This window comes from Proteus sp. PR00224, assembly GCF_016238105.1.
Classification (GTDB): Bacteria; Pseudomonadota; Gammaproteobacteria; order Enterobacterales; family Enterobacteriaceae; genus Proteus.
Genome location: NZ_JAEHQU010000004.1, coordinates 300,114 through 323,919, shown reverse-complemented (window position 1 = coordinate 323,919; position 23,806 = coordinate 300,114). Strand labels below are relative to the sequence as shown.

At 38.6% G+C, this 23,806-nt stretch carries 14 protein-coding genes and 1 pseudogene; 4 read left to right on the top strand and 11 right to left on the bottom strand.

Going from position 1 to position 23,806, the window contains the following annotated elements; all coding sequences use genetic code 11:
- Positions 1-12: 12 nt before the first annotated feature.
- The 4 genes and pseudogenes from JEP71_RS17540 to pepN form a co-directional block, all read right to left on the bottom strand.
- Positions 13-324: pseudogene (locus tag JEP71_RS17540) on the bottom strand (colicin E3/pyocin S6 family cytotoxin); the annotation flags it as partial.
- A gap of 1,390 nt (positions 325-1,714) precedes the next feature.
- Positions 1,715-2,266: a cell division protein ZapC gene (locus JEP71_RS10005; protein ID WP_109373541.1), complete on the bottom strand. Its 552-nt coding sequence runs from the start codon at positions 2,264-2,266 to the stop codon at positions 1,715-1,717.
- 218 nt (positions 2,267-2,484) lie between these two features.
- Positions 2,485-3,495 carry a quinone-dependent dihydroorotate dehydrogenase gene (gene pyrD, locus JEP71_RS10000; RefSeq protein WP_099074980.1) on the bottom strand — a complete coding sequence of 337 codons (1,011 nt, stop codon included), beginning with the start codon at positions 3,493-3,495 and terminating at the stop codon, positions 2,485-2,487.
- A 204-nt stretch (positions 3,496-3,699) separates the two neighbouring features.
- Positions 3,700-6,315, bottom strand: coding sequence for an aminopeptidase N (pepN, locus tag JEP71_RS09995; RefSeq protein WP_198626173.1), 2,616 nt, complete (start codon positions 6,313-6,315; stop codon positions 3,700-3,702).
- A gap of 340 nt (positions 6,316-6,655) precedes the next feature.
- Between pepN and pncB the strand changes: the two genes are divergently transcribed.
- The 4 genes from pncB (at position 6,656) to JEP71_RS09975 (ending at position 12,568) form a co-directional block, all read left to right on the top strand.
- Entirely contained in the window at positions 6,656-7,870 is a 1,215-nt protein-coding gene (pncB, locus tag JEP71_RS09990) for a nicotinate phosphoribosyltransferase (RefSeq protein ID WP_198626172.1), read from the top strand.
- Between the two features lie 257 nt (positions 7,871-8,127).
- Entirely contained in the window at positions 8,128-9,528 is a 1,401-nt protein-coding gene (gene asnS / locus JEP71_RS09985; RefSeq protein WP_198626171.1) for an asparagine--tRNA ligase, read from the top strand.
- Between the two features lie 340 nt (positions 9,529-9,868).
- On the top strand, positions 9,869-11,002 hold the full coding sequence (locus JEP71_RS09980) for a porin (protein WP_269812637.1): 1,134 nt from the start codon (positions 9,869-9,871) through the stop codon (positions 11,000-11,002).
- A gap of 375 nt (positions 11,003-11,377) precedes the next feature.
- Positions 11,378-12,568: an amino acid aminotransferase gene (locus JEP71_RS09975; RefSeq protein WP_198620511.1), complete on the top strand. Its 1,191-nt coding sequence runs from the start codon at positions 11,378-11,380 to the stop codon at positions 12,566-12,568.
- Positions 12,569-12,722: 154 nt separating this feature from the next.
- Here JEP71_RS09975 and JEP71_RS09970 read toward each other — a convergent pair whose 3' ends face one another.
- From JEP71_RS09970 to mukF, 7 genes are all read right to left on the bottom strand, one after another.
- Positions 12,723-13,373 carry an MBL fold metallo-hydrolase gene (locus tag JEP71_RS09970; protein WP_196533060.1) on the bottom strand — a complete coding sequence of 217 codons (651 nt, stop codon included), beginning with the start codon at positions 13,371-13,373 and terminating at the stop codon, positions 12,723-12,725.
- Between the two features lie 37 nt (positions 13,374-13,410).
- Positions 13,411-13,959, bottom strand: a complete 549-nt coding sequence (locus JEP71_RS09965; protein WP_198620510.1) for a DUF882 domain-containing protein — start codon at positions 13,957-13,959, stop codon at positions 13,411-13,413.
- Positions 13,960-14,288: 329 nt separating this feature from the next.
- A complete protein-coding gene (gene ldtD / locus JEP71_RS09960) occupies positions 14,289-16,016 on the bottom strand; it encodes a L,D-transpeptidase (RefSeq protein ID WP_198626170.1) in 1,728 nt (575 codons plus the stop codon).
- A 353-nt stretch (positions 16,017-16,369) separates the two neighbouring features.
- Positions 16,370-17,083, bottom strand: a complete 714-nt coding sequence (gene aphA, locus JEP71_RS09955) for an acid phosphatase AphA (RefSeq protein ID WP_109373533.1) — start codon at positions 17,081-17,083, stop codon at positions 16,370-16,372.
- 226 nt (positions 17,084-17,309) lie between these two features.
- Complete coding sequence (gene mukB, locus JEP71_RS09950) at positions 17,310-21,770, bottom strand: chromosome partition protein MukB (protein WP_198620508.1); 4,461 nt, start codon at positions 21,768-21,770, stop codon at positions 17,310-17,312.
- Complete coding sequence (gene mukE / locus JEP71_RS09945) at positions 21,767-22,498, bottom strand: chromosome partition protein MukE (RefSeq protein ID WP_109373531.1); 732 nt, start codon at positions 22,496-22,498, stop codon at positions 21,767-21,769. The genes mukB and mukE overlap by 4 nt, the downstream gene beginning before the upstream one ends.
- A complete protein-coding gene (gene mukF, locus JEP71_RS09940; RefSeq protein WP_198620507.1) occupies positions 22,479-23,801 on the bottom strand; it encodes a chromosome partition protein MukF in 1,323 nt (440 codons plus the stop codon). Before mukF ends, mukE begins: the two co-directional genes overlap by 20 nt.
- Positions 23,802-23,806: the final 5 nt, after the last annotated feature.

The window sequence follows — 23,806 nt, the reverse complement described above, 5'->3', positions numbered from 1 at the left end:
ATCTTATCTACCTTATAGAAATTTTTTGATATTGCGTTTAGGATCTGCTGGTTTTAACTGATTACCCGTTTTTGGATCAAATGCCCCAATATGCTGTCCATCACTAGCGCGATATCCTTCCAGCTCACCATGCTGTGAATCCCACTCATAGATCCTTCGCCCTTTATCACCTTTCCAGCGATTACGTTTGCCTGCTCCACCTTGTTTAGGTGTTTTACCTTAGACAGGCTTAAGGATACCCAATCCTTTAATATCTTCAGTTTTTGGTGCTGGATGATAACTATGACCACGCTCTTTTACGCCTTGGCGGGGTTTATCTTTTTTCCCTGTCGATAAATAAATTGGTTTTATTCCCAATTCCCATGGAAACACCAAAATTATAGGCTCTTTCAGCGAAGACTGTTCTTTCTCACTTTCTGTAAAAAAAGTGGGGGCATCTAAAGGTAAGTTATTAAACCTAGGAATATCATATACCTTACCAAGTAGATATCTATGTCTTTCTGGCTGAGGTAATTCAGTACCCGTTAAGATCTCCGCACTACCAATCTGAACAATTCTTTCTTGTTTCTCATTTGGTAAAGTATAAGCAAAAATACCTTTCTCAACAGTTTTTCTCGCTTCAACTACTCGAGTTTTAACTGGTACATTCGTTTTCACTAACTCAATTTGTTTTGTTCCATTAACTACCTGTTCAATAACAGTAGCCGAGGTATTAATTATCCCTTTTTGCTTTGCAATATCTCTTAATTGCGCTTCTTTAGGAATATTTAATCTCTGACCTGCCGCAGTAAGCGCAGTTTCTTTATTTTGGGGAAATTCTTGATAAATCATCGAAGGGTATCTATCACTCCCTACTCCAACTGGAGGAGAATACAGCATGAGGCCTGCACCTAAACCTAATGCACGACCTAAAATAGCCCCCAACGTTTCTGATGCAACCGTTGCATTTGCCGTTGTTACCACTGGAGTAAAAATAGCCACTGGGGCTAAATTAGCTTTATTGATACTCTTTCCTGGGATTAACGTAGATTGAGCAGATGTTATTGCTGTATTTAACTCAGCAGAAATACTGATTTGCTGCTTAGGTGCCGAAGTTAACATTTGAACAATAGAATCATATGATCCAACCGCTTTCTTTAAACTACCACTCATCATCCCTGCATACTGTAGATAACGCTGAGAATAAATTTTTATCGCTTTGGTTATATCACCTTCCCTGAAAGCATCCATCATCTCTTTACAATGCTTATCTTTTGTTAAAAAGATGCAATCTATTTTTGCACATACAGGGCAAATATTACGCTTCATTACCTCGATCGGTTTGACACGTTCACTCATATAAATTCCTTTTTATATTCAATCATACAATGACGATAGTGATCTAATATGACCAACACACCATTATTTGACTATTCTGTTTTTTGATACAAGTGTTATAAACCTCCTGATCTATAGCTCACATTTGACATAAAGAAGATAATTTTCCCTTACCTCATTTTTTATTTTAAATAAAACAGTTTATTTAATAAGAATTATCTTATTAAGAACTCAATAATGAATTATCAATAAACTCATTTTATTTTTTAGAAAAAGATTACAGAAAGAGAGTAATGAAGATTTGATTTTAGGGAGTATTGTTTGGGGTGAATTTGTTTTTAGAATGTTATAAATAATGAGTGACGATAAAAAGAGTAAGTCCTTTTTACTCTTTTTGTTAAATAACTTTTTCGTACAAAAATGATCCTGACTCTGACTCTTTATGGTAATTGCTTAACCTATCATTCATAATTTTTATTGGGTCACAAAAATTAAGAGTTCTATCAAATAATGTTAACTGAGGTTGAGCTAATAAACATAAACAAGCTTGAGCCCCCACTTCAGTCACTAAAAAAAGAGCGGTTTCGCCTTCTTCTTTTAATGAGGCTTCTACCACTTGAGATAAATAAGGGTTGATTTGATTATTGTTAACTTCAAAATACCAACTCTTAGGCATCAGCGGCTTTAAAAAGCGATGGGCTATTAATGCATTTAAAGCTAATTCAGCTCTTGATTCTGATGGCATATCTATTTGTCGAATTTGCTCATCGTATCCATAATAAAGAGCTGCATCATCGACGGTAAAAGATGCTGATTGTCGAGCACTCTCACTCAACATTTTGCTTGAAAAGCGGGAACGAAAAACCATACCATTTGCTAAATCAAGCATTAATTTTTGTTGCTCAACATCAAAATACCAACGCCAGCGATCATCGGGTTTTATTATCACTAATTAATCCCCCTTCGATTCATTCCCTGTTTTATACTCTGATAAACAATCAAAATTAAATGACCTAAATAAAATATTTAATATCACCTAACAAAAACAGGATTCATTTTACTATTAATTAAGCACAATCAGTGCAATTTAATAAAAAATAACCAACTAGGGGCAATATAAACGAGTTAGGGGCAGAAGAAAAGCCCCTAACTCATTATTAAATGTATTTAGATATGATTAATTATAGATTTGATAAGTGCAGGACCTTGATAAATGAATCCTGAATAGACTTGAATTAGAGAAGCACCAGCATCCATTTTTTCTCTAGCTGCCGTTAGTGAATCAATTCCACCTACACCAATAATAGGTAATGCACCTTTTAATTCTTCATTTAATTGACGGATTATTTGTGTACTTTTTGATTGTACCGGACGACCACTTAATCCACCCGCTTCATTACAATGATTTAATCCACTCACTAATGATTTATCTAATGTGGTATTTGTCGCAATAACACCATCAATATGATGACGCACTAAGCTATCTGCAACTTGAATTAATTCTTCATGTGTTAAATCAGGCGCAATTTTAACTGCAACAGGAACATATTTTTGATATTTTCCTTGCAACTCTAATTGTTTATTTTTAATTGCTGATAGCAGATCGTCTAATGCTTCACCATATTGTAATGTACGCAAACCTGGGGTATTTGGTGATGAGATATTAATTGCGATATAACCAGCATGAGCATAGACTTTTTCCATACAAATCAGATAGTCATCTTTACCTTGCTCTACTGGGGTATCTTTATTTTTACCGATATTAATGCCCAGTACACCACCATAACGGGATTGTTTTACATTTTCAATTAGGTTATCAACACCGAGATTATTAAATCCCATACGGTTAATTAAGCCTTCGGCTTCCACTAAGCGGAATAAACGAGGTTTATCATTTCCCACTTGAGGACGTGGTGTCACCGTGCCAACTTCAATAAAACCAAATCCCATTGCACCCAGTGCATCTATACAATCACCGTTTTTATCAAGACCGGCGGCAAGACCAAGTGGATTTTTAAATGAGAGTCCCATACAGGAAACAGGTTTAGAAGGAAGTGACTGCTGAATAAGAAATTGAAATGGGGAATGAGATAAACGTTTTAACTGACGGAAGGTAAAATCATGGGCACGTTCAGGATCTAGCCGAAACAATGCCTTCCTTACTAAGGAATAATACATACGATCTCCATTGAGAATATCGGGTATTAGGAATGATATGTCTACGACAATTTAAGCGTCGAGCATCATATAGATAAAAGCATGAAAAGTAAACGTTTCAATTTCACAATTCGCCATAAAAAATCCCCAGACTATGCTGGGGATCTGATTATCTTGCTAATTTTATACTATTTCTTCACTCATAAAGTGATATAAGACATGATATTAATCAGCTAATGCTTTGGTGATTTTCTCATATAAATCGCCAGACAAATTCTCAAGCGCTTTCAGTTTTAATAACTCAGCACGCATTTTATCTTGGCGAGTTGCATCATAACGTTTTAAACGAATAAACGGCTCAATAAGGCGTGAAGCAACTTGTGGGTTGCGACTATTTAAGTCAGTCAGAATTTCTGTCAATAATAAATAACCAGAGCCATCTTCAGCATGGAATGCCACAGGGTTATTATTCACAAATGCACCAATTAACGCCCGAGTACGATTAGGGTTTGCAAGTGTAAATGAGCGATGAGATAACAGACTACGTACTTTCTGTAACACCCCTTTTTCTGGGCTCATGGCTTGTAAACTAAACCATTTGTCCATCACTAAACCATCTTGATGCCATCTGTCATCGAACTCTTGTAGCAATGCATCTTTACAAGGTAACTGTGCCATCACTGCTGCATTCAATGCGGCAAGTGCATCCGTCATATTGTCACTGTTGTGATATTGCGCGTCGACAAGTTGATTACCTGTTTGCTCATTTTCAACTGCTAAATAAGCTAGACACACATTACGTAAATCACGTTTTGCAATATCATCATGATTAACACGATAAGCACCGATATGCATTGAATGATAAACAGCAGAGAACTCATCTGCCATTTCAGTTGCTAATGTTTTACGAATAAAACCAAGCGCTTTATGGATAGCAACTGGATCAATAATACTAAATGATTCACCCGCTTCGACATCTGTTGGTAATGTCAGAATAAGTGCAGCTAATGCAGGATCGATATCTTTATCAAGTAATACAGCACGGAAAGCATCAACCACCATTTCAGGCAGAATGCAGATTTCACCCTTTTGAACTCGAGCCACGTTTTCTTTTATATAGCGACCCAATAATGCTTGAGCAGCATCCCAACGTGAAAATGCATTACGTGCATATTTCATTAAGAAAGAGAGTTGCTCATCCGTAAATGGATAATCAAGTTTTACAGGCGCAGAGAACTCACGTAATAAAGATGGGATTGGTTGTTCTGGCACATCGTCAAAGACAAACTGCTGCTCTTCACGTACCACATTCAATACATTAGAAATAGTTTGACCTTGTGAACGCAGAGGGATCACATCGCCTTTGGTATCATATAATTCAATATCTAATGGAATATGTAATGGCTGCTTTTCAGTTTGATCGGCTGTCGGTGGCGTCATTTGACTAACAGTTAAAGTGTATTGCTTTTTATTAGCATTATAACTATCACGAACTGTCAGTTGTGGTGTACCTGATTGGCTATACCAACGACGGAATAAAGTAAGATCAACATTAGAAGCATCTTCCATTGCTTGAATAAAATCGTCGCAAGTTGCAGCACTGCCATCGTGACGATGAATATACATCTGCATGCCAGCTTGGAATTGCTCTTCGCCTAATAAAGTGTGGATCATTCGGATCACTTCTGAACCTTTTTCATATACTGTTAAAGTATAGAAGTTGTTCATTTCGATCACACTATCAGGACGAATTGGGTGCGCCATTGGGCTTGCATCTTCTGCAAACTGAGCGGTACGCATCACGCGTACATTATTGATACGATTAACAGAACGAGAGCCTAAGTCAGAGCTAAATTCTTGATCACGGAAAACGGTTAAACCTTCTTTCAAGCTTAACTGGAACCAATCACGGCAAGTAATACGGTTACCTGTCCAGTTATGGAAATATTCATGCCCAATAACAGACTCAATACCTAAGTAATCTTTGTCAGTTGCCGTTTCACTTTTCGCTAGCACATATTTAGAGTTAAAGACATTCAGCCCTTTATTCTCCATTGCCCCCATATTAAAGAAATCAACAGCAACTATCATATAGATGTCGAGATCATATTCTAAATTAAAGCGAGCTTGATCCCATGCCATCGCATTTTTCAATGATGTCATTGCCCAATCTGCACGATCTAAATTACCTTTATCAACAAAAAGCTCTAAAGCAACTTCACGACCGCTTTTGGTGATAAAAGTATCTCGTAACACATCAAAATCACCCGCTACCACAGCAAATAAATAACTTGGTTTTGGATGTGGATCTTCCCATGTTACCCAATGACGACCATCATCCAGTTCACCTTGTGCAATACGGTTACCATTGGACAACAAATAAGGATACTGTTTTTTGTCTGCCGTGATTGTTGTGGTGTAACGAGCTAATACATCAGGTCTATCTAAATAGTAAGTAATATGGCGGAAGCCTTCAGCTTCACACTGTGTACATAATGCATCACCAGAAACATACAACCCTTCCAATGCGGTATTAGCTGATGGGTTAATCTCATTAACAATTTTTAATGTAAATTGTTCGGGCAGTTGTTCAATGATGAGTTTGCCGTTTTCTTCTTTATAGTGTGTCCAAGCAACATCATTCACTGCGATTGATTTTAATGTTAAATCTTCACCATCTAACACTAATGCTGTCGCATCTGAGTTTAAGCGTTTACATTGGCTTATCGCTGTAACCTGGGTGTTTTCTTTGTCTAAGATAAAATCAAGATGTAAATCGGTGATTGTGTAGTCAGGGGCACGATAATCTTTGCGAAATTTCGCGATTCTTTGTTGTGTCATAGAAAAAACCTTTTAGTTAACACGACTATTTAACGGTTATATTGCCAAAGCTTACTCGTCAAAAATCTGTTTAGCCAGTCGAATATTCAATTGAAACCATTAAAAGTCAACAGAATGTTAATAGTTTATTAATACATGTAATCAATTTATTTGGTAAATGATGCTAATATACTCCCAAATTATGTTTAACGTGGTAAACTCATCTAAGTTTTACAGCTTGTTTTTATGTCGCAGAGAAATATTGTTGAATAGTGACGCTTTGTCGTCATATTCGGGTATACTCTCCAACCTTAACGATTTAGCAGACATAAAAACGCTCCGTGAGGATGCTTGACGCGCTATGATTTTAGACGCTACACCGATTATTACATCACTGTTGGATACCGATGCATATAAGCTCCACATGCAACAAGCGGTTTACCACCATTATAGTGATATTCCTGTCGTTGCTGAGTTCCGCTGTCGGAGTGATGAACGTCTAGGTGAATATGCAACAACCTTACGCCATCAAGTTAATATGATGGCAGACTTGTCATTAACGAATGAAGAATTTGACTATCTTCAGAGCCTCCCCTTTTTCAAAAATGACTATCTGCAATGGTTTAAGCATTTTCGCTTTAAACCAGAACAAGTCCAAATTTCAACAATACCTGAAAACCAACTGTCGATAAGAATAACGGGGTCTTGGCGCGAAGTTATTCTATGGGAAGTTCCTTTGTTGGCTTTAGTGAGTGAAATTGTACATCGTGCTCGTTCTCCTCAAATCACGCCTGATGATGCAGTTAATCAACTACGTAAATTAATTGACATCTTCTACCGTGATGCGGCTGAACAACAGATTGACTTAGCTGATTTTAAATTAATGGATTTTGGTACTCGCCGCCGTTTCTCTTATGATGTGCAGTGTGCGATTGTGGATGAGCTGAAAAATCATTTCCCTTATCTTATTGGTACAAGTAACTATCATTTAGCTGAGCGTATGCATTTAGCTCCTGTGGGAACACAAGCTCACGAGTGGTTTCAAGCTCATCAGCAGATTAGCCCTGAACTAGCAAATAGCCAACGTGCAGCCTTGCAATCTTGGTTAGATGAATATCCAGATCAATTAGGTATTGCATTAACAGATTGCATTACAATGGATGCGTTTTTGCGTGATTTTGATAAAGCCTTTGCAGAAAGCTACCAAGGTTTACGTCATGACTCAGGCGATCCGATTGAATGGGGTGAAAAAGCGATCGCGCATTATGAAAAATTGGGCATTGATCCCATGAATAAAGTATTAGTCTTTTCTGATAGCCTCGATTTTCAAAAAGCACTCGTACTTTATAAGCATTTCCATAAGCGTATTCGTCTAATCTTTGGTATTGGTACTCGACTCACTTGTAACATACCTGAAATAACGCCTCTTAATATTGTGATTAAGCTGGTGGAGTGTAATGGTAAGCCAGTGGCTAAATTATCAGATAGCCCAGGTAAAACAATTTGTGACGATAATGACTTTGTTGACAAGCTACGCAAAGCCTTTGACGTTCCTCTTGTTAAACAGGCCTGTTAATTAGCTAAAAATCTTCATTAATAAAAGAAAGGGTAATAATTGCCCTTTCTTTTGTCATAACACCTGCCTTTATCAATATTTCACCTATTTTTATCAATTTATTTTATACAAAAGCTTTTCTCTTCTTTATTGACTCTTTAAACTAAAATTTCCTACTTGTTTCCTGCGCTATTGCAAGTAACATAGAAAAACTGTCCGACAGGGGCAGAGTGAATTAACCAAACAATTATTTTAATTAAACGAAGAGAGATTTATTTATGATCGTTGCGCCTGTAGTCGACGTACTGCAAGGCCGTATCACGGTTGGCGAAGACGTCACCGTTCGCGGTTGGGTACGTACAAGAAGAGATTCAAAAGCTGGTATCTCATTCCTTACCGTCTATGACGGTTCCTGCTTTAATCCAGTACAGGCCATCATTAATAATAATTTACCGAATTATCAAGATGAAGTGCTGCACTTAACCACAGGCTGTTCTGTGGAAGTCACCGGTAAAATTGTTGAATCTCCGGGCCAGGGACAGAACTTTGAAATTCAAGCCACTCATGTTGTTGTGGTAGGAATGGTCGATGATCCGGAAACTTATCCGATGGCCGCCAAACGTCATAGTATTGAGTACCTACGTGAAGTTGCTCACCTTCGTCCTCGTACTAACTTAATTGGTGCGGTTGCTCGTGTTCGTCACACATTAGCACAAGCACTACATCGTTTCTTCGATGAACAAGGCTTCTTCTGGGTTTCTACGCCACTGATTACGGCGGCAGATACAGAAGGTGCAGGTGAAATGTTCCGCGTCTCTACATTAGATATGAACAACCTGCCACGCACAGATAAAGGCGAAGTCGATTTCAGTGAAGACTTTTTTGGCCGTGAAGCGTTTTTAACTGTTTCTGGTCAGCTAAATGGTGAAACTTACGCCTCTGCATTAAGCAAAGTGTACACCTTCGGCCCAACATTCCGTGCTGAAAACTCAAATACCAGTCGTCACCTCGCTGAATTCTGGATGGTAGAGCCTGAAGTAGCATTTGCTGATCTTAACGATATTGCAGCCCTTGCTGAAAAAATGCTGAAATACACCTTTGCAGCTGTATTAGCAGAGCGTAAAGATGATATGGAGTTCTTTGCACAACGTGTCGATAAAGACGCTATCACACGCTTAGAGAACTTTATTACCTCTGATTTTGCTCAAATTGACTATACCGATGCGGTCACTGTGCTTGAAAACTGTGGTGAGAAATTTGAAAACCCAGTTTACTGGGGTGTTGATCTCTCTTCTGAGCATGAGCGCTATCTTGCAGAGAAACACTTTAAAGCGCCTGTTGTTGTGAAAAACTATCCGAAAGATATCAAAGCATTCTATATGCGCATGAATGAAGATGGTAAAACAGTTGCAGCAATGGACGTGTTAGCGCCAGGAATTGGTGAAATCATCGGTGGTTCTCAACGTGAAGAGCGTTTAGATATGTTTGATAAACGTTTAGACGAAATGGGAATGAGCAAAGAAGACTACTGGTGGTATCGCGACCTGCGTCGTTATGGCACCGTACCTCACTCAGGATTTGGTTTAGGCTTTGAACGTTTAGTTGCTTATGTGACGGGTGTCGCAAACGTTCGTGAAGTTATTCCATTCCCACGTACACCAAGAAATGCTGATTTCTAATTTAGTGATTAATTAGTATTCAGCTAAAAATTTGCACTGCTGTTTTATTGCACAAGTTTAACTTAAGTGAAGAAGCCAACCACAAGGTTGGCTTTTTTTATGCATGGCTGTTATTTGATTCAAAAGTTCCCCTAAATACATACTTTGAAATACATAGTTACAATTTGTTACACTTTTTTCGTTTTTGTAGCAAATTGGGGGTAGATAAAATTTTTTACCAATGGAACACTGTCTCCCGACACAGACGACACTTAACTCTCATAAATAGTTCCATAAAAATTAAGAAACTATTTCTGGCAGTGGCAAAGGTGTCTGAATAACACCAATGAGGGTAATAATAATGATGAAGCGCAATCTTCTTGCAGTGGTAATCCCAGCTTTAATGTTTGCTGGTGCAGCAAACGCAGCTGAAATGTATAACAAAGACGGCAACAAAGTAGACATCTACGGTAAAGTTGACGTTCGTCATTACTTCGCAGATGCTGATAGCAAAGAAAGCGGTGACGCTTCTCGTGCACGTATCGGTTTCAAAGGCGAAACTCAAATCAATAAAGATCTGACTGGTTTCGGTCGTTTCGAATACGAAGTTAAAACTAACAACACTGAAGGCAGTGATGGTAATGCGAAAACTCGTTTCGCTTACGCTGGTTTTAAATTCGCTGACTACGGTTCACTGGACTACGGTCGTAACTACGGTGTAATTTACGACACTAACGCATGGACAGACGTTCTGCCTTTATGGGGCGGCGACTCAATGTCACAAACTGACGTTTACATGACTGGTCGTGCTTCTAACGTTCTGACTTACCGTAACACTGATATGTTCGGTTACGTTGATGGCCTGAAATTTGCTCTGCAATTCCAAGGTAAAAACAACGAAAACACCAACAATGCTCGTGGTAAATACAATCCACACAACCCATCAGAATACGCTGCTGATCCTAAATCAAATGGTGACGGTTTCGGTTTCTCAACTGAGTATAACTTAGGTTGGGGCGTAACTCTGGGTGGTGGTTATTCTAATGCATCACGTACAGCTCCACAGCAACACGCAAGCCTAGCTGGTGGCGAACGTGCTGAAGCATGGAACTTTGGTGGTAAATTTGCAGCTAACAACGTTTACTTAGCAGCAATGTACGGTGAAAGCCGTAACATGAACTACTTTGGTAAAGACAAACTGATTGCTAACAAAACTCAAAATATCGAGTTAACTGCACAGTATGACTTCGCTGATTTAGGTCTGAAACCATCTTTAGGTTATGTTCAATCTAAAGGTAAAGACTTAAATACTGCTCAAGGCAACGACCAAGATTTAGTTAAATATATCTCTGTAGGTTCATTCTACAAATTTAACAAAAACATGACTGCAGTTGTTGATTACAAAATCAACCTGTTAGATGACAACGACTTCACTAAAACTTACGGTATCGCAACTGATAACGTAGTTGGTTTAGGTCTGACTTATCAGTTCTAATTACCGCTTAGGTAATTAAACAGTCAAGTTAATTGATTTGAAAAGCAACACTTCGGTGTTGCTTTTTTATTTATACAATTTAACCATCACAACACGCCATTTATTTATTCGCTTAAAAATATCCCCCCTTTTCTTTATTTTTCAAATTATCAAAAAGTTTATCATACTAAACAATTAGGTGTTTTTAGTGATAATTTTTATATGTTAATGTAATCACAGGATATTCACTTATTTACATCTTGATTTGCTATTTATTCTCACTTAGTTCACAACTTCTTGTTAATTTCACTACAAACAGTTGGCAAAAAGGCCTCATAGCGTTACTCTTGATACTCATATTTCGGCTTCGTTTTGAGCTTAGGGAACAATTACACTATGTTTGAGAAAATCATTGCTGCACCAGCCGATCCTATTCTGGGTTTAGCTGATAGTTTCCGTTCTGATCCTCGTGAAAACAAAATTAATTTAGGAATTGGTGTTTACAAGGATGAGACAGGCAAAACTCCTGTTTTAACCACTGTTAAGAAAGCAGAAAAATACCTGTTAGAAAACGAAACCACTAAAAACTACCTTCCTATTAGCGGTATCCCTGAATTTGGCAATGTGACCCAAGCACTTCTGTTTGGTGAACAACATCCTATTATCTCTGAAAAGCGCGCACGCACAGCTCAAGCACCGGGTGGTACTGGCGCTTTACGTATCGCCGCTGATTTCATTGCTCAGCAAACAACAGCAAAACGTGTCTGGATCAGTAATCCAACTTGGCCTAACCATAATAATATTTTCCAAACTGCAGGTCTTGAGATCTGTAATTATGATTATTATGATGCTGAAAATCGCGGGTTAGATTTTGAAGGCATGCTGGCAAGCCTTGCAAATGCACAGGCTGGCGACGTAGTGTTATTCCACGGATGCTGTCATAACCCAAGCGGTATTGATCCAACAGAAGAACAATGGCGCCAACTCGCAGCATTATCAGCAGAAAAAGGCTGGCTACCTGTCTTTGACTTTGCATACCAAGGTTTTGCGCGTGGTCTTGAAGAGGATGCCCAAGGCTTACGCCTCTTTACAGAAAAAAATCCTGAGCTTATTGTCGCAAGTTCGTACTCTAAAAATTTCGGCCTTTATAATGAGCGTGTAGGCGCATGTACTATTGTCACAAAAGACAGTGAGACTGCGGAAAAAGCCTTTAGCCAAGCAAAAGCCATTATTCGTGCAAACTACTCTAACCCACCAGCACACGGCGCTTCAGTGGTAACGACGATTCTTTCTAATCCAGAGTTAAAAGAAGAGTGGATTGAAGAACTCACAACCATGCGTGAACGTATTCAGCGTATGCGTCAATTGTTAGTAACAACGCTACAAGAAAAAGGCGCCAAGCAAGACTTTAGCTTTATTATTGACCAAAATGGGATGTTCTCATTTAGTGGTTTAAATAAAGAGCAAGTTGAGCGTTTACGTGCTGAATATGGTATTTATATCGTGGGTTCAGGCCGTATTAACGTTGCAGGTTTAACCCTTGAGAATATGGTTCCACTGTGCGAAGCCATTGTTGCTGTACTCTAATTGCCTTCTAAAGTGTAATTAAGATAAATGCCATGTTATTAAATAACATGGCATTTTTATTGATATAAAAGAAAGATAAACCACACTTTTTTTATTCATAAAAAAAGCCCTTTATAATAAAGAGCTTTTCGTCAATTAATGGATATTATCAGTATTACCAGATTGGCATTTCATCTTGTAAAAAAGGATTATATTGGCGTTCATGCCCTAAATTAGACATAGGACCATGTCCCGGAATAAACAGATAATCATCGCCTAAAGGTAATACTTTATTTTTGATTGAAGCAATAAGATCGGCATGGTTTCCACGAGGGAAATCAGTACGACCAATGCTTTCTTTGAATAACACATCTCCCATAGAGATAAGTTTATTCTGATGATTAACAAAAATAACATGTCCTGGAGTATGACCAGGGCAATGTAAGACAGATAACGAAATTGTTTTACCTATCGTGACGGTATCACCTTCATTTAACCAACTATCTGGTGTAAATGATTTTCCGCAAGGGAAATTAAACATACGGCACTGTTGTTCTAATTCTTCTAATAAGAAATTATCATCTTTATGAGGACCGTAAACAGGGACATTGAAGTGCTCAACAATTTGTGAGGTGCCTGCAATATGATCAAAGTGTCCGTGTGTTAATAATACTTTGGTCAATGTTAATTGGCGTTCTTCTATTTCTGCAATTAACGTTTCAACATCACCACCGGGATCAACAATTGCTGCTTCCTTCGTTTCATCACACCAAATAAGGGTGCAATTTTGCATATAGTTTGTCACAGGTACAATGTGATACATCATGAATCACTCCACTCTTTATTATCTAATTCTCAATAGATTACCATGAGCGGACAGGCCCTGTATCAATATGTACAAAATTACTTTTTGGATAATAGCCTACACCACCTGCTTTCATTCTTAATGCAACTTGACGCACTTTAGAAAGATCAGTGCCGACTAAACGAAAATCCATTGCTTGACCACGCGTGTGATAGCTCTTCTTTGCCACTCCGCTACTACTATGACGTAGATTATTATTTGTCACTAAAGAACGATAACCTGAAATAAGCTCAACGGGTTTATTGTTATTAAGCATTACTTGCAATAAGTAGATTTGGTCAAACAGTGCAGGATCTATCGTTTTTATTTTGTTTTGACGGTAATCTCTAAAGAGATGATTTAGTTTAGCAAGCTCATGTTTATTATAACGTTTTCCATCAAAAAACTCGGCTTTAATAGTTTCACCTGTATTTAAATTATTAAAGCGAAGGATTTTTGGACGAGGTGTCGCTAGTGAAGCAAATGCATGAGAAGGTAATAACCCTAACCCCACTGCGGCCATACCAAGCCCCAGCCATTTACGGCGATGTGAATCAATAATATCCATAGTATATGCACTCAAAAAATTATTTCAGGAAGAAGAACCTTTATTATGACAATATTTTTCTCGAATTGTTTCTTACAGTTTGTATAGTATTGTAAATAACACTTCATTTCAATTTAATGCCATTAGTAATTTTATAAGTTTAGTTATTTATACTAAATTCCATTTTTATCATTCTATTTTTAATGGAAATTTTAAAAATATTTTATAATTTATTATATTTTTAATTACCCTATTAATAATCATAAGAGAATAATTTCATCTTATTGATTTATATAAAAATAAAGGATAGCCAAATTAGCTACCCTTTATTCAATTTATATTTATTTATATCACAAGTATTTCTTAATATTCTCTAAATAAGGTTGTGCATTAGTCGTGGCTTTGTCATAACCATAAATATCTGCACGATATTGAGGTGCATTTTCCTGAGCCACCCATGCTGTTTGATAATATAAATAAACCGGAATACGTTCAGGAATTGGCGCATATTGTGTTGAACCACGTTTTAGTGCCGCATCAATTCTATCTTGTTTCCATCCCGCATCGCCCAATAAAATTGAAGCAAGTTCAGAGGCTTTATTAACACGAATACAGCCTGAACTGATTGCCCTCATATTTTTTGAAAACAGTGAATGATTTGGTGTGTCGTGCAGATATATCGCATCTGAATTTGGCATATTAAATTTATAACGGCCTAATGAGTTTGTTGGTCCCGGAGCCTGCCAAATTCGGTAAGGGAAGTTATTAGCACTCATATTTTGCCAATCAATATCGTAAGGGTTAATAGGATAAGCATCATTTCCCCACCCTGAATAAATGGTATATCCCTTACGACTAAAGTAACTAGGATCTGCTTTACCTCTAGGCACAATATCTTTACGAGTCATGCTTGTTGGCACATTCCAAGGTGGGTTAACCACAACATTATTTAGTGCACTACTCATAATCGGTGTTTTTCTATCTGGGCGACCGACAATGACTTTTGAGTCGAGAATAAGCTCGTTATTGGCATAAAAATAGAGCGAGAAATCAGGAATATTAACCCAAATTCCAGTATCACCAATGGCTGGCGTCAGGCGAAGACGTTGAATATTTAATGCCATAATGCTAGCGCGCTGTGCTGGTGTTATATTTAACCTCACTCGCGTTTGTCGCCCAATAACACCATCCGGCTCTAATCCATGAGCAGTTTGAAATAATTTAACAGCCGCAACTAAAGGCGCATCATAAACGGTTGTCACAATTTCCTGCTCATTCGCTGCCAACTCAGGAATTAATTTTAAATTACGTAAAATCTGTCTCAGCGGTACAACTTCTTGTGATGATTGATTTGGCTTTAATGATGTTGTTCCTTTCATTTCTGGCCAAACAACTGAACTATGTAACTGCTTTCGCACTTCCTCTTTCATTAAGGCGTAATAAGGATGAGACGGTGCATAAGAAATAACAAAGCTACCTAAGGTGTTATTTTGAATATTTTGCTGTAATTCCACGACTGACTTATCAGTTGGTGATGGTAATGTTTGCATCACATCACGATACAGTAAAGATATACCTGATTTATTTACTTGCTCAACAAAACTGATATAGCCTAAAAAAGCATCTGATAAAATAAGGTCGCGTGCTTCTTTTGTTAATTCAGGCGACTCTAGTTGTATTAACCATTGCCCAAATTGAGGTTGGGTTCCCGACATCGCCACTTCAGCAATTTGTTGCTGTAATTGCTGTACTGTTTTTTCATCTTGCCAGATCAATGCTAAATCACTTGCTTGGTAAACTTTCACTAACTGATTTAAATATAACGGTTTATATCCCGTTGAGCTCCATGATTGTAGTTTTGTTCTTACTGCTAACTCAGTCAATTGTGGAACCTTCATAACTACAATTGCAGGTGCTGGCATAACTTCACTAGTGACAGGAACCAATGTTGCGTTTTCTGTTTCGGGTGTAGATAAAGTCACCGACTCTGTTTCTGTGGCTATTGCATAATGACCAGAAAGGAGTGTACCTATAACAACTGAATATGCGATTGCTCTTTTAATTGGTTGATGCGCCATAAATCCTCTACCCTCATTCCTTATTATTATTTTGGTATCCTAGAATATTAGATGAGCTAGGCAAAGAGTTTTATAGGAATAAACTAATATTTTTAAAGTTTTGTAAGCCCCTGATAGAAATTTGGTTTTATTTAATCAAAAAAAGACTATCTAGCTACTTTTATATTCAAATATATAATTTAAATTAAAGATACAATAAAAGAACAAAAAATAGACATATTGAAAATAAGCATTCAGGAAATAATAAAGAATTGTGAATAGATAAATAAGATTATTTAAATGGAAGGTATTTTAAAATAGAAAAAGGCGCAGTTTCCTACGCCTTACAAATAAAGGTAAACAAAGGGTAAAGATTAATACTCTGAATTGATAACAACTTCTTCACCAAACTGGCCTGCTTTTGGCAGTGGTTGGTAAGAAGAGTTAGCCGCACGCAGAATACGAATACCACGGATATTCAGTTCATCTGCTGCTGCGATATCAGCATCAGCATCACCGTAGTAAATTTTCAGTTTATGATCACGCATCCAGCTTACTTTGTTATTTGCGCCAGGTTGGTCACCAGCAAAAATAACCGGCTGCATTTTATCAGCAGGAATGTTTAAGCCTTCTTGTACATATTTGGTCACAGTCTCAGTTTTAGTTTGAGTACGACCAGTAATGAAATAAACAGTATCCCCACGTTTTAGGTGCATCTGAACAAGATCGATACCGACTTGTTTAGGCATACTGAATTTATCCCACTCATTATTCATTTTGTTCCAGAATTCTGGGTTTTTCAGGTAGCTGAAATCGTTTGGAGAGTATTCTAGTTTACCACGGTAGAAACCAGGGCTTGAGAACAGAACGGTGTCATCAATATCAAAACCAACCGCCATCGGCGCTTGACCTGCAAGGCTTTTTTCAATATCAGCAACAGAAACCCAATGAATTGGTTGTTGTTGTGCAAGTTGTGCAACAGTAACACCTGGGCTAACAACTTCTGGTAGATGTACTTTTGCCATTGCTGCGCCGTTTAAGCTTAACGCTAAAGCAATTGCACTAAAAGCTAACGTGACTTTACGCATTCTTTTTCCTTTAAATTTTTATATTAATCACATACGGGAACAATCATAAACATCATGATTACATTTAAATGAGATATGGCGCACGTTATACCACTTAAAATTTCATTTTTTTGTTAATTTGCTTTCATTTTTTGATCTATGTAACACTTTGAAAAAAGAAGGCGCTATAAGCATAAGCCCGCAGCGCCTTTATTCTTGCCCTTTTGAGGCTAATAATGGGATAAAATTATTCTGTTATTTCAGCAACATTTGATGATCCGATTTTATCTTTTTCAGCCTGTTGACCAAAACCTTTTAAGCCAACAACATGTACATGTTCAGTGCCGTTGAACACTTTACGCACTAATTTATAGGTTGTTCCTTTTTCTGGGCTGATATTTTCTGGTGCCGCAATAATTAACTGCATATCAAGACGGTCGCAAAGCTCAAATAACGTTGCAATAGATTTCGCATCTAAACGCGCAGCTTCATCGAGGAAGAGTAAACGACAAGGAGAGATATCTTTTCCTCTTAAACGTCGCGATTCTTCTTCCCAGCTTTGTACCACCATAACCAGAATTGACATCCCCGTACCAATCGCTTCACCTGTTGATAAAGCACCACTTTCTGCTTTTAACCAACCTTCTGGTCCACGATTAACTTCAACATCCATTTCAAGGTAATTACGGTAATCTAACAGCTCTTCACCCACGGTTTGTGGCATACGTTGACCAATGTCCACTTGAGGGTTTAAACGCTGATAAAGCTTCGCCATTGCTTCAGAGAAAGTAAGGTTTTGGTTTTTAAATAGATCTTGATACTGGTTATCTTCTTCAGATAACACATCCAATAACACTTGATGACTTTCACGAATATTGACGTTGAGTCGGACACCTCGCACCTGACCAAATGAAACTGCTTGTAAACCTTGGTTTAACATACGGATACGATTTTGCTCACGCTGAATAGTTTTACGAATAATATTCGCGACACTTCGTGAACTAATCGCTAATTTTTGCTCACGACTAGTTAACTCTTCAGTTAAGCGAGCAAGTTCGATTTCCATCTGTTCAATTGCATCAACCGGATCATCAGTTTTAATGATGTCTTGACGAATACGTTCCCTTAAATGCTGGTATACCGCAATAAAGAACTGAACTTTACGATCTGGATATTTCGCATCTTCTGAGCGACGTAACGCATCACGTAAATATTCATTATCAGCAACCGCTTGGCGTAAAGCACCTAACGCTTTATCCGACATTGAACGTAGCTCATCAGCAGAAAGATAAGCAAAATCTCGTCGATGTAAGCGACGCTCCATACCATTTTCTTTCACTAATCGCATAACCGCGCACCAACCCGCTTTTGCACTCACAACATGCTCACGAATTTGAACGTAATCACGCTCAAGTTTACGAATTTTCTTGGTGAGATTATCTCGCTCTGCTTCACTCAATGCGATATCACGCTCAAGTTGACTAATACGAGTACGGTTTGCACTTACCGCAGAATAGCGCTGGTCACGTAGCTCTTTTGCTCTTGTTTCAGCACCAACATCAATCTGGATACCCGTATCACTCATCTCTTGCTCAAGCTCTCTGAGCAATTCAGATTTAGTGTCAAAAGAGCTTTTTAATGAGGCAAGTACTTGATTAAATTGAGCACATTGAGCTTGTTGCTGACGATAAAGTTCTCTTGCCGTAGCACGTTCTGTTTCTGCCATCTCTAAACGGTGACGTAGCTTCTCGTTAAGATCACTATTTTCACTGACAATCTCAACGGCATCACTATAACTAAAGTGTGGGCGACGCTGTACCACTTCCACCAGTAAGAAAGCTTGTTGCTGATAACGTTGTTGCTCTGCTTTTGCTTGCTCGTAATCTTGCGCTAATTGTTCATGCGCTTGTGGATCACTTTGCAAGATTGAAGCGATAGGCTCTAATGCTGCTAATGCTTTTTCGTGACGCTGTAAGTAACGCATTGACTCTTCAGCGGCATACAGCTCTTCGCGTAACTCTTCAACACGATCAATCAGAGTTTCATCCATCAAGATATTAACTTGAGGAATAAGTTTATTAAGAAGATTCAGCGATTCTTTAGTACGTGCATAATGTTGACGCTGTTGTTGAGTACTCTCTTCGTATTGCGCTAACGCTCTTTCTAGCTCGTTACGTCGTTGATTAAGCTGGCGAATATTCTCTTCAGGATCAGCCTCAAATGCCACAGAAATATGTTGTCCCACAAACTGACTAAAGGCATGGTGGGCACGTTGGATCTTCTGTACATCAAAAGCTTGTGTTGCGTAAAGCTCAGAAAGTTCATCACGCTGACGCGATAAAATTTCTAATTGATTTTCACGCGCAGCACGACCAAAAAGCGGAATTTCAGGGTAGCGAGAATAACGCCATTGTCTATCAGTACTTTTGATAAGAACCGCTTTATCCATCTCTTGAGCATTAAATACACTATCATCGAAAGATTGTGGGTCACCTTCGATAAAATAGAGATCTTCAGGGCAATCTTCTAATGTTTCTAATTGTTCCTGAATCAACGAGAGATCTTGCACAACAATTGCGTGACGTGCAGGGCCATATAATGCAGAGAAATAAGGCGCATCGTCTAACGTAATATCATCATAAATTTCTGATAATAAAACACCATTAAAACGTTCCGCTAATGTAATTAAACGTCCGTCTTCTGCACCACTTGGCTGACTTAAACGTTCAATTTGTGCTTCAATCTGCTGTTTACGAGTTGCAGTTTCATCACGTAATACGGTTGCTTCACGCTCTTTCTCAAGTAACTGTTGCATATATTCTGTTACTTGATGACCCGTTTCAAAAGATTGACGAGTCTGTTCACATAATTGTGTTAACGCATCTTGTGCAGCAAGCCATGCGGGTGCTTGTTTTTTCAGCTTTTCAATTTGTTGTTTAAGTTGATCCAACTCTTGGCGCATTTGCATGCGGTGTTCGCCAGACTCATTAACATAATCGCTAAGCTCTTCAATTTTGGCTTCTAACTCATCTTGAAGAATTAACAAATCATCAGGCTCCATCGACTTGCCATGATGTTTGTTAAACTCTTCAAGCTGGCGCTCTGCACTATTTCGTTGATGCAGGCGTTGCTCTAATTCTGCCAACTGCATGCGAATAGGATGAACCCTATCCGCTTGATGTCGATGAGAAGACCATTCACGTAATGCTGTTTTTGCCGCATCCCATGCATTTTGACGTTCAACCTCACCTACAATTGAACTTACCAGTTTATAGGCTTGATCAAATTGCGTTTTAGCCGCTTCAGAAACATTGAGTTTCTGTTCCATAGAGAGTAATGAATGCGTAATGTTTTGAATTTTGGCTTGAATACGTTCAGCCCATTGTTCAGCATTTTTCTCGTCTAAATCCGCAATATCACACTGTGCTTTAGCGCGCTCTAACGCTTGTACAGCTTGACGATATTGAATAGCACGCGTCTGTTGTACGTCTAATGCTTGTTGATAATCTGCCAACTGATTTTTCAGTTCATCAACTTCTTCTTCAGCAGACTCCACGCGCGCTTCAAGCTCTTCTTTCTTAGAAGCAGCTTCTTCAACAACTTCACTTTGTTCTTCTAAGCGAAAAGTGATTTCTTCGACATCGGCAACATAGCGGTCAATTTTTTCTTGTTGGCGAACCGCATTTTGCACTAAGTTTAGTCGGTCGCTTGCCGCTTGATAATCGGCTTCAAGATCAGAAGATAACGCTTGTTGCTCTTCTAGCTCTTTCCCCATTTCAACAAAACGATACGCTTCGTTATTAATGGATTTACGCTGACTCCATAATTCACGACGTACTTCTAAAGCTTCATCTAGGTGAACACGTCGTTCGTTAGCATGGCGCATATAGTCAGCTGCAACATAAGATGTCGCTTCTGTAATTAAATGCTTAAATAAGTCACGATCAGATTGAGTGACTCGAATAGCTTCAAGCGTCATTCGGTTTTCACGTAATGCGCCTTCCATATCTTGGAAAGCTTTTCTTACACCACTATTCTCAGGTAGTAAATAATCACGTAAAGAGCGTGTAATCGCACTTGAAATACCGCCATACAATGAGGCTTCAATTAAACGATAGAATTTGGCACGATCACTTGCTGAGCGTAAACGTTTAGGAATAACTCCTAAATCAAACATCACCGCGTGGAAATCAGTGATAGAGTTAAATTGTCTAAAAACAACCCCATCAATGGCTTCAACTTTTTCTTTTAATTCATTAAGAGGTAAAACACGGGCTTGGCGATCTGCAACAGCTTGCGTTAAAATTTCTGTTGGATTTTCTGCCATTGGCAGCCCTTGGATCATAAAGGGTTTGATATCAACTTTCTTATCACGTCCTGCAATTTGCTGTAAGCGAACACCGACCACAGCACGTAAGTGACGCGAGTTGATCACATCTAATACGGCATAACACACACCAGGGCGCAATTTCCCGTATAACCCTTTATCACGAGATCCACTTGTCGATCCTGCTTCTGTGGTATTACGGAAATGAAGCAAAGTAAGATCAGGGATCATAGCTGTGATAAATGCAGCCATAGTGGTTGATTTACCCGCACCATTACCACCTGATAACGTAGTCACCAACTCATCTAAATCAAAAGTACGAGCAAAGAACCCATTCCAGTTGATAAGTGTTAATGAGCGAAATTTTCCCCGTTCAATCATTTATTTTCTCCCTCCGCATCATCTTCACTGGATTGTAATTGCTCATCTTCATTTTCTTCATCGTCGTTAAGTGTTTCTGAGCTATCTTCAAGCGCCATTGCTTCACCATCACGGATCATGCGCATTTGAGCCTCAAGCGGATTATCACCACTACGCACATCTGCACCAAAACGGAAAACAGATTCTGTGATCGAGAAACGCTGCATATCATTTAATAAGAATGAAATCATGCCTAAACGACGTAAACGATTTAACGAGGTTCTTATTTTTTCTTGTAATTTTTGCAAATCAAGATCAGAACCTGTTGAGCGTTGATTCACTAAACGTAAAAGTTTGGTTTCATCTGCTAATGTTCTTAATTCATCGAACAGCTCTTGAACGGTGAATATTCCCTGATTGGCTAACCGCTCAGGGCTAAGGTAGAGATAACAAAGAATTTTCCCCACCAGCATATCCATTTCAGAGAGGACAGAGCGTGGAATAAGTGTGGTTGAACGCGGTCGCAAATAGAAGAATCCTTCTGGCGCTCGGATTAATTCGACGTTATAACGCGCATAAAAGTCTGATAACTCATCTTGAAAATCCATCAAAAAAGCATGATTATCCAGAGAGTCTATACCGATATGTCGACCTGCACGTAACTGGCTATCCAGTTCAGGAAAAAGTGAGTTCGCTAATGCCTGCGCCAGTTTTGCTGGCATAAATTGTTCAGTATGTATCGATGACATGCGCTTGTACCTTAGCTCCATATTCGTTAATTTCTGACCATTTTGCAGGTAATCCTGCGAGCTCAGCTTTCGCTACACCTAATCGTACTGCTTGATCAATGACAATACGTGCAACATCGAAATGTTTCTGTTGCGGATAACGATTAAGATATTCAACTAACACTGAACTGAGATCTAATGCTCTTTGTTCTAATTTGTAAGAAGCAAGCTCTTGCTCTACCCATTGCGCTATCTGTTCGTTCACTTCACTGAACATTTGATATTCAAGCTCTTCGGGTAACTCACCCGTGACTTCTTCATCACGTAGAACCAGTTCTTCATCACGCATATCAAACAACCGATCAGCATTAGCGTAAGTTAATGCCCACGGGTTGTCGAAATAGGTTTGTACGGATTGACGTAAACGGCGAGAGAAAATACGATTTTTATCCATATCAATCGCTGTACGAATAAATTTATGGACATGTCTGTCGTATCCAATCCATAAATCAATAGATTGCTGACCCCAACTAATAATGCGGTCTAACTTACTTTGAAGTTCAAATACTAATGTATCTATTTGCTCAACATGGCCCGTATTCATGTTTGCTTCCTGAATACGTAAGAGATTGGCTTGAAGTTTGTCGCCAGCTGCTTCAAGCGTATCTTGTAGCTCTCTTAATGTACCAGATGTTTCAGATAACAGCTGTTCACAGCTTGAAATAGCCGCTTGCCAATCTTGGTTTAATAACGCAGCAATATCTTCTTTTACTGTATTTTGCTGCTCATCCATAATTCGCTGAGATAAATCAATGCTATCGAAAATTTCCGCCACTGAATACTTTAGAGGCGCGAAAACATTACGATGCCAATGATATTCATCACCGCCGTCTTCAGCAGAGCTTGCCGCTGAATCAAGCTCACCCGCCACAATAGAAAGTTGCATAGATAAGCGCAATGATGAAAATTCGCGTTGGCGAATATAGTAATCACTAATTCCAATACCCAACGGGGTTAAACGGTATATTGCATTACCTTCTACCAATTCACTGGTAAAACGGTTAAAAAGCCGCTGCTTTACCATGTCATTAATGGCATTATTCGCGCGAACTTGTATTGATTCTGCTGGTTGTTCGAAGCCTTTACACACTTCCCTAAAGGCATCAATTAACTCCCCTTCACTGATTTCGCCATCAAGGCGCTCGCTGTTTAATACAGCGACAGCCATCAAAAAAGCTAATCTTTCTGGTGGCAGTGAGATTGAGAAATCATTTTTTCTCGCCCAAGACACTAACTCAGGAACGGTCTGGGTAAAATCACTCATAGTAC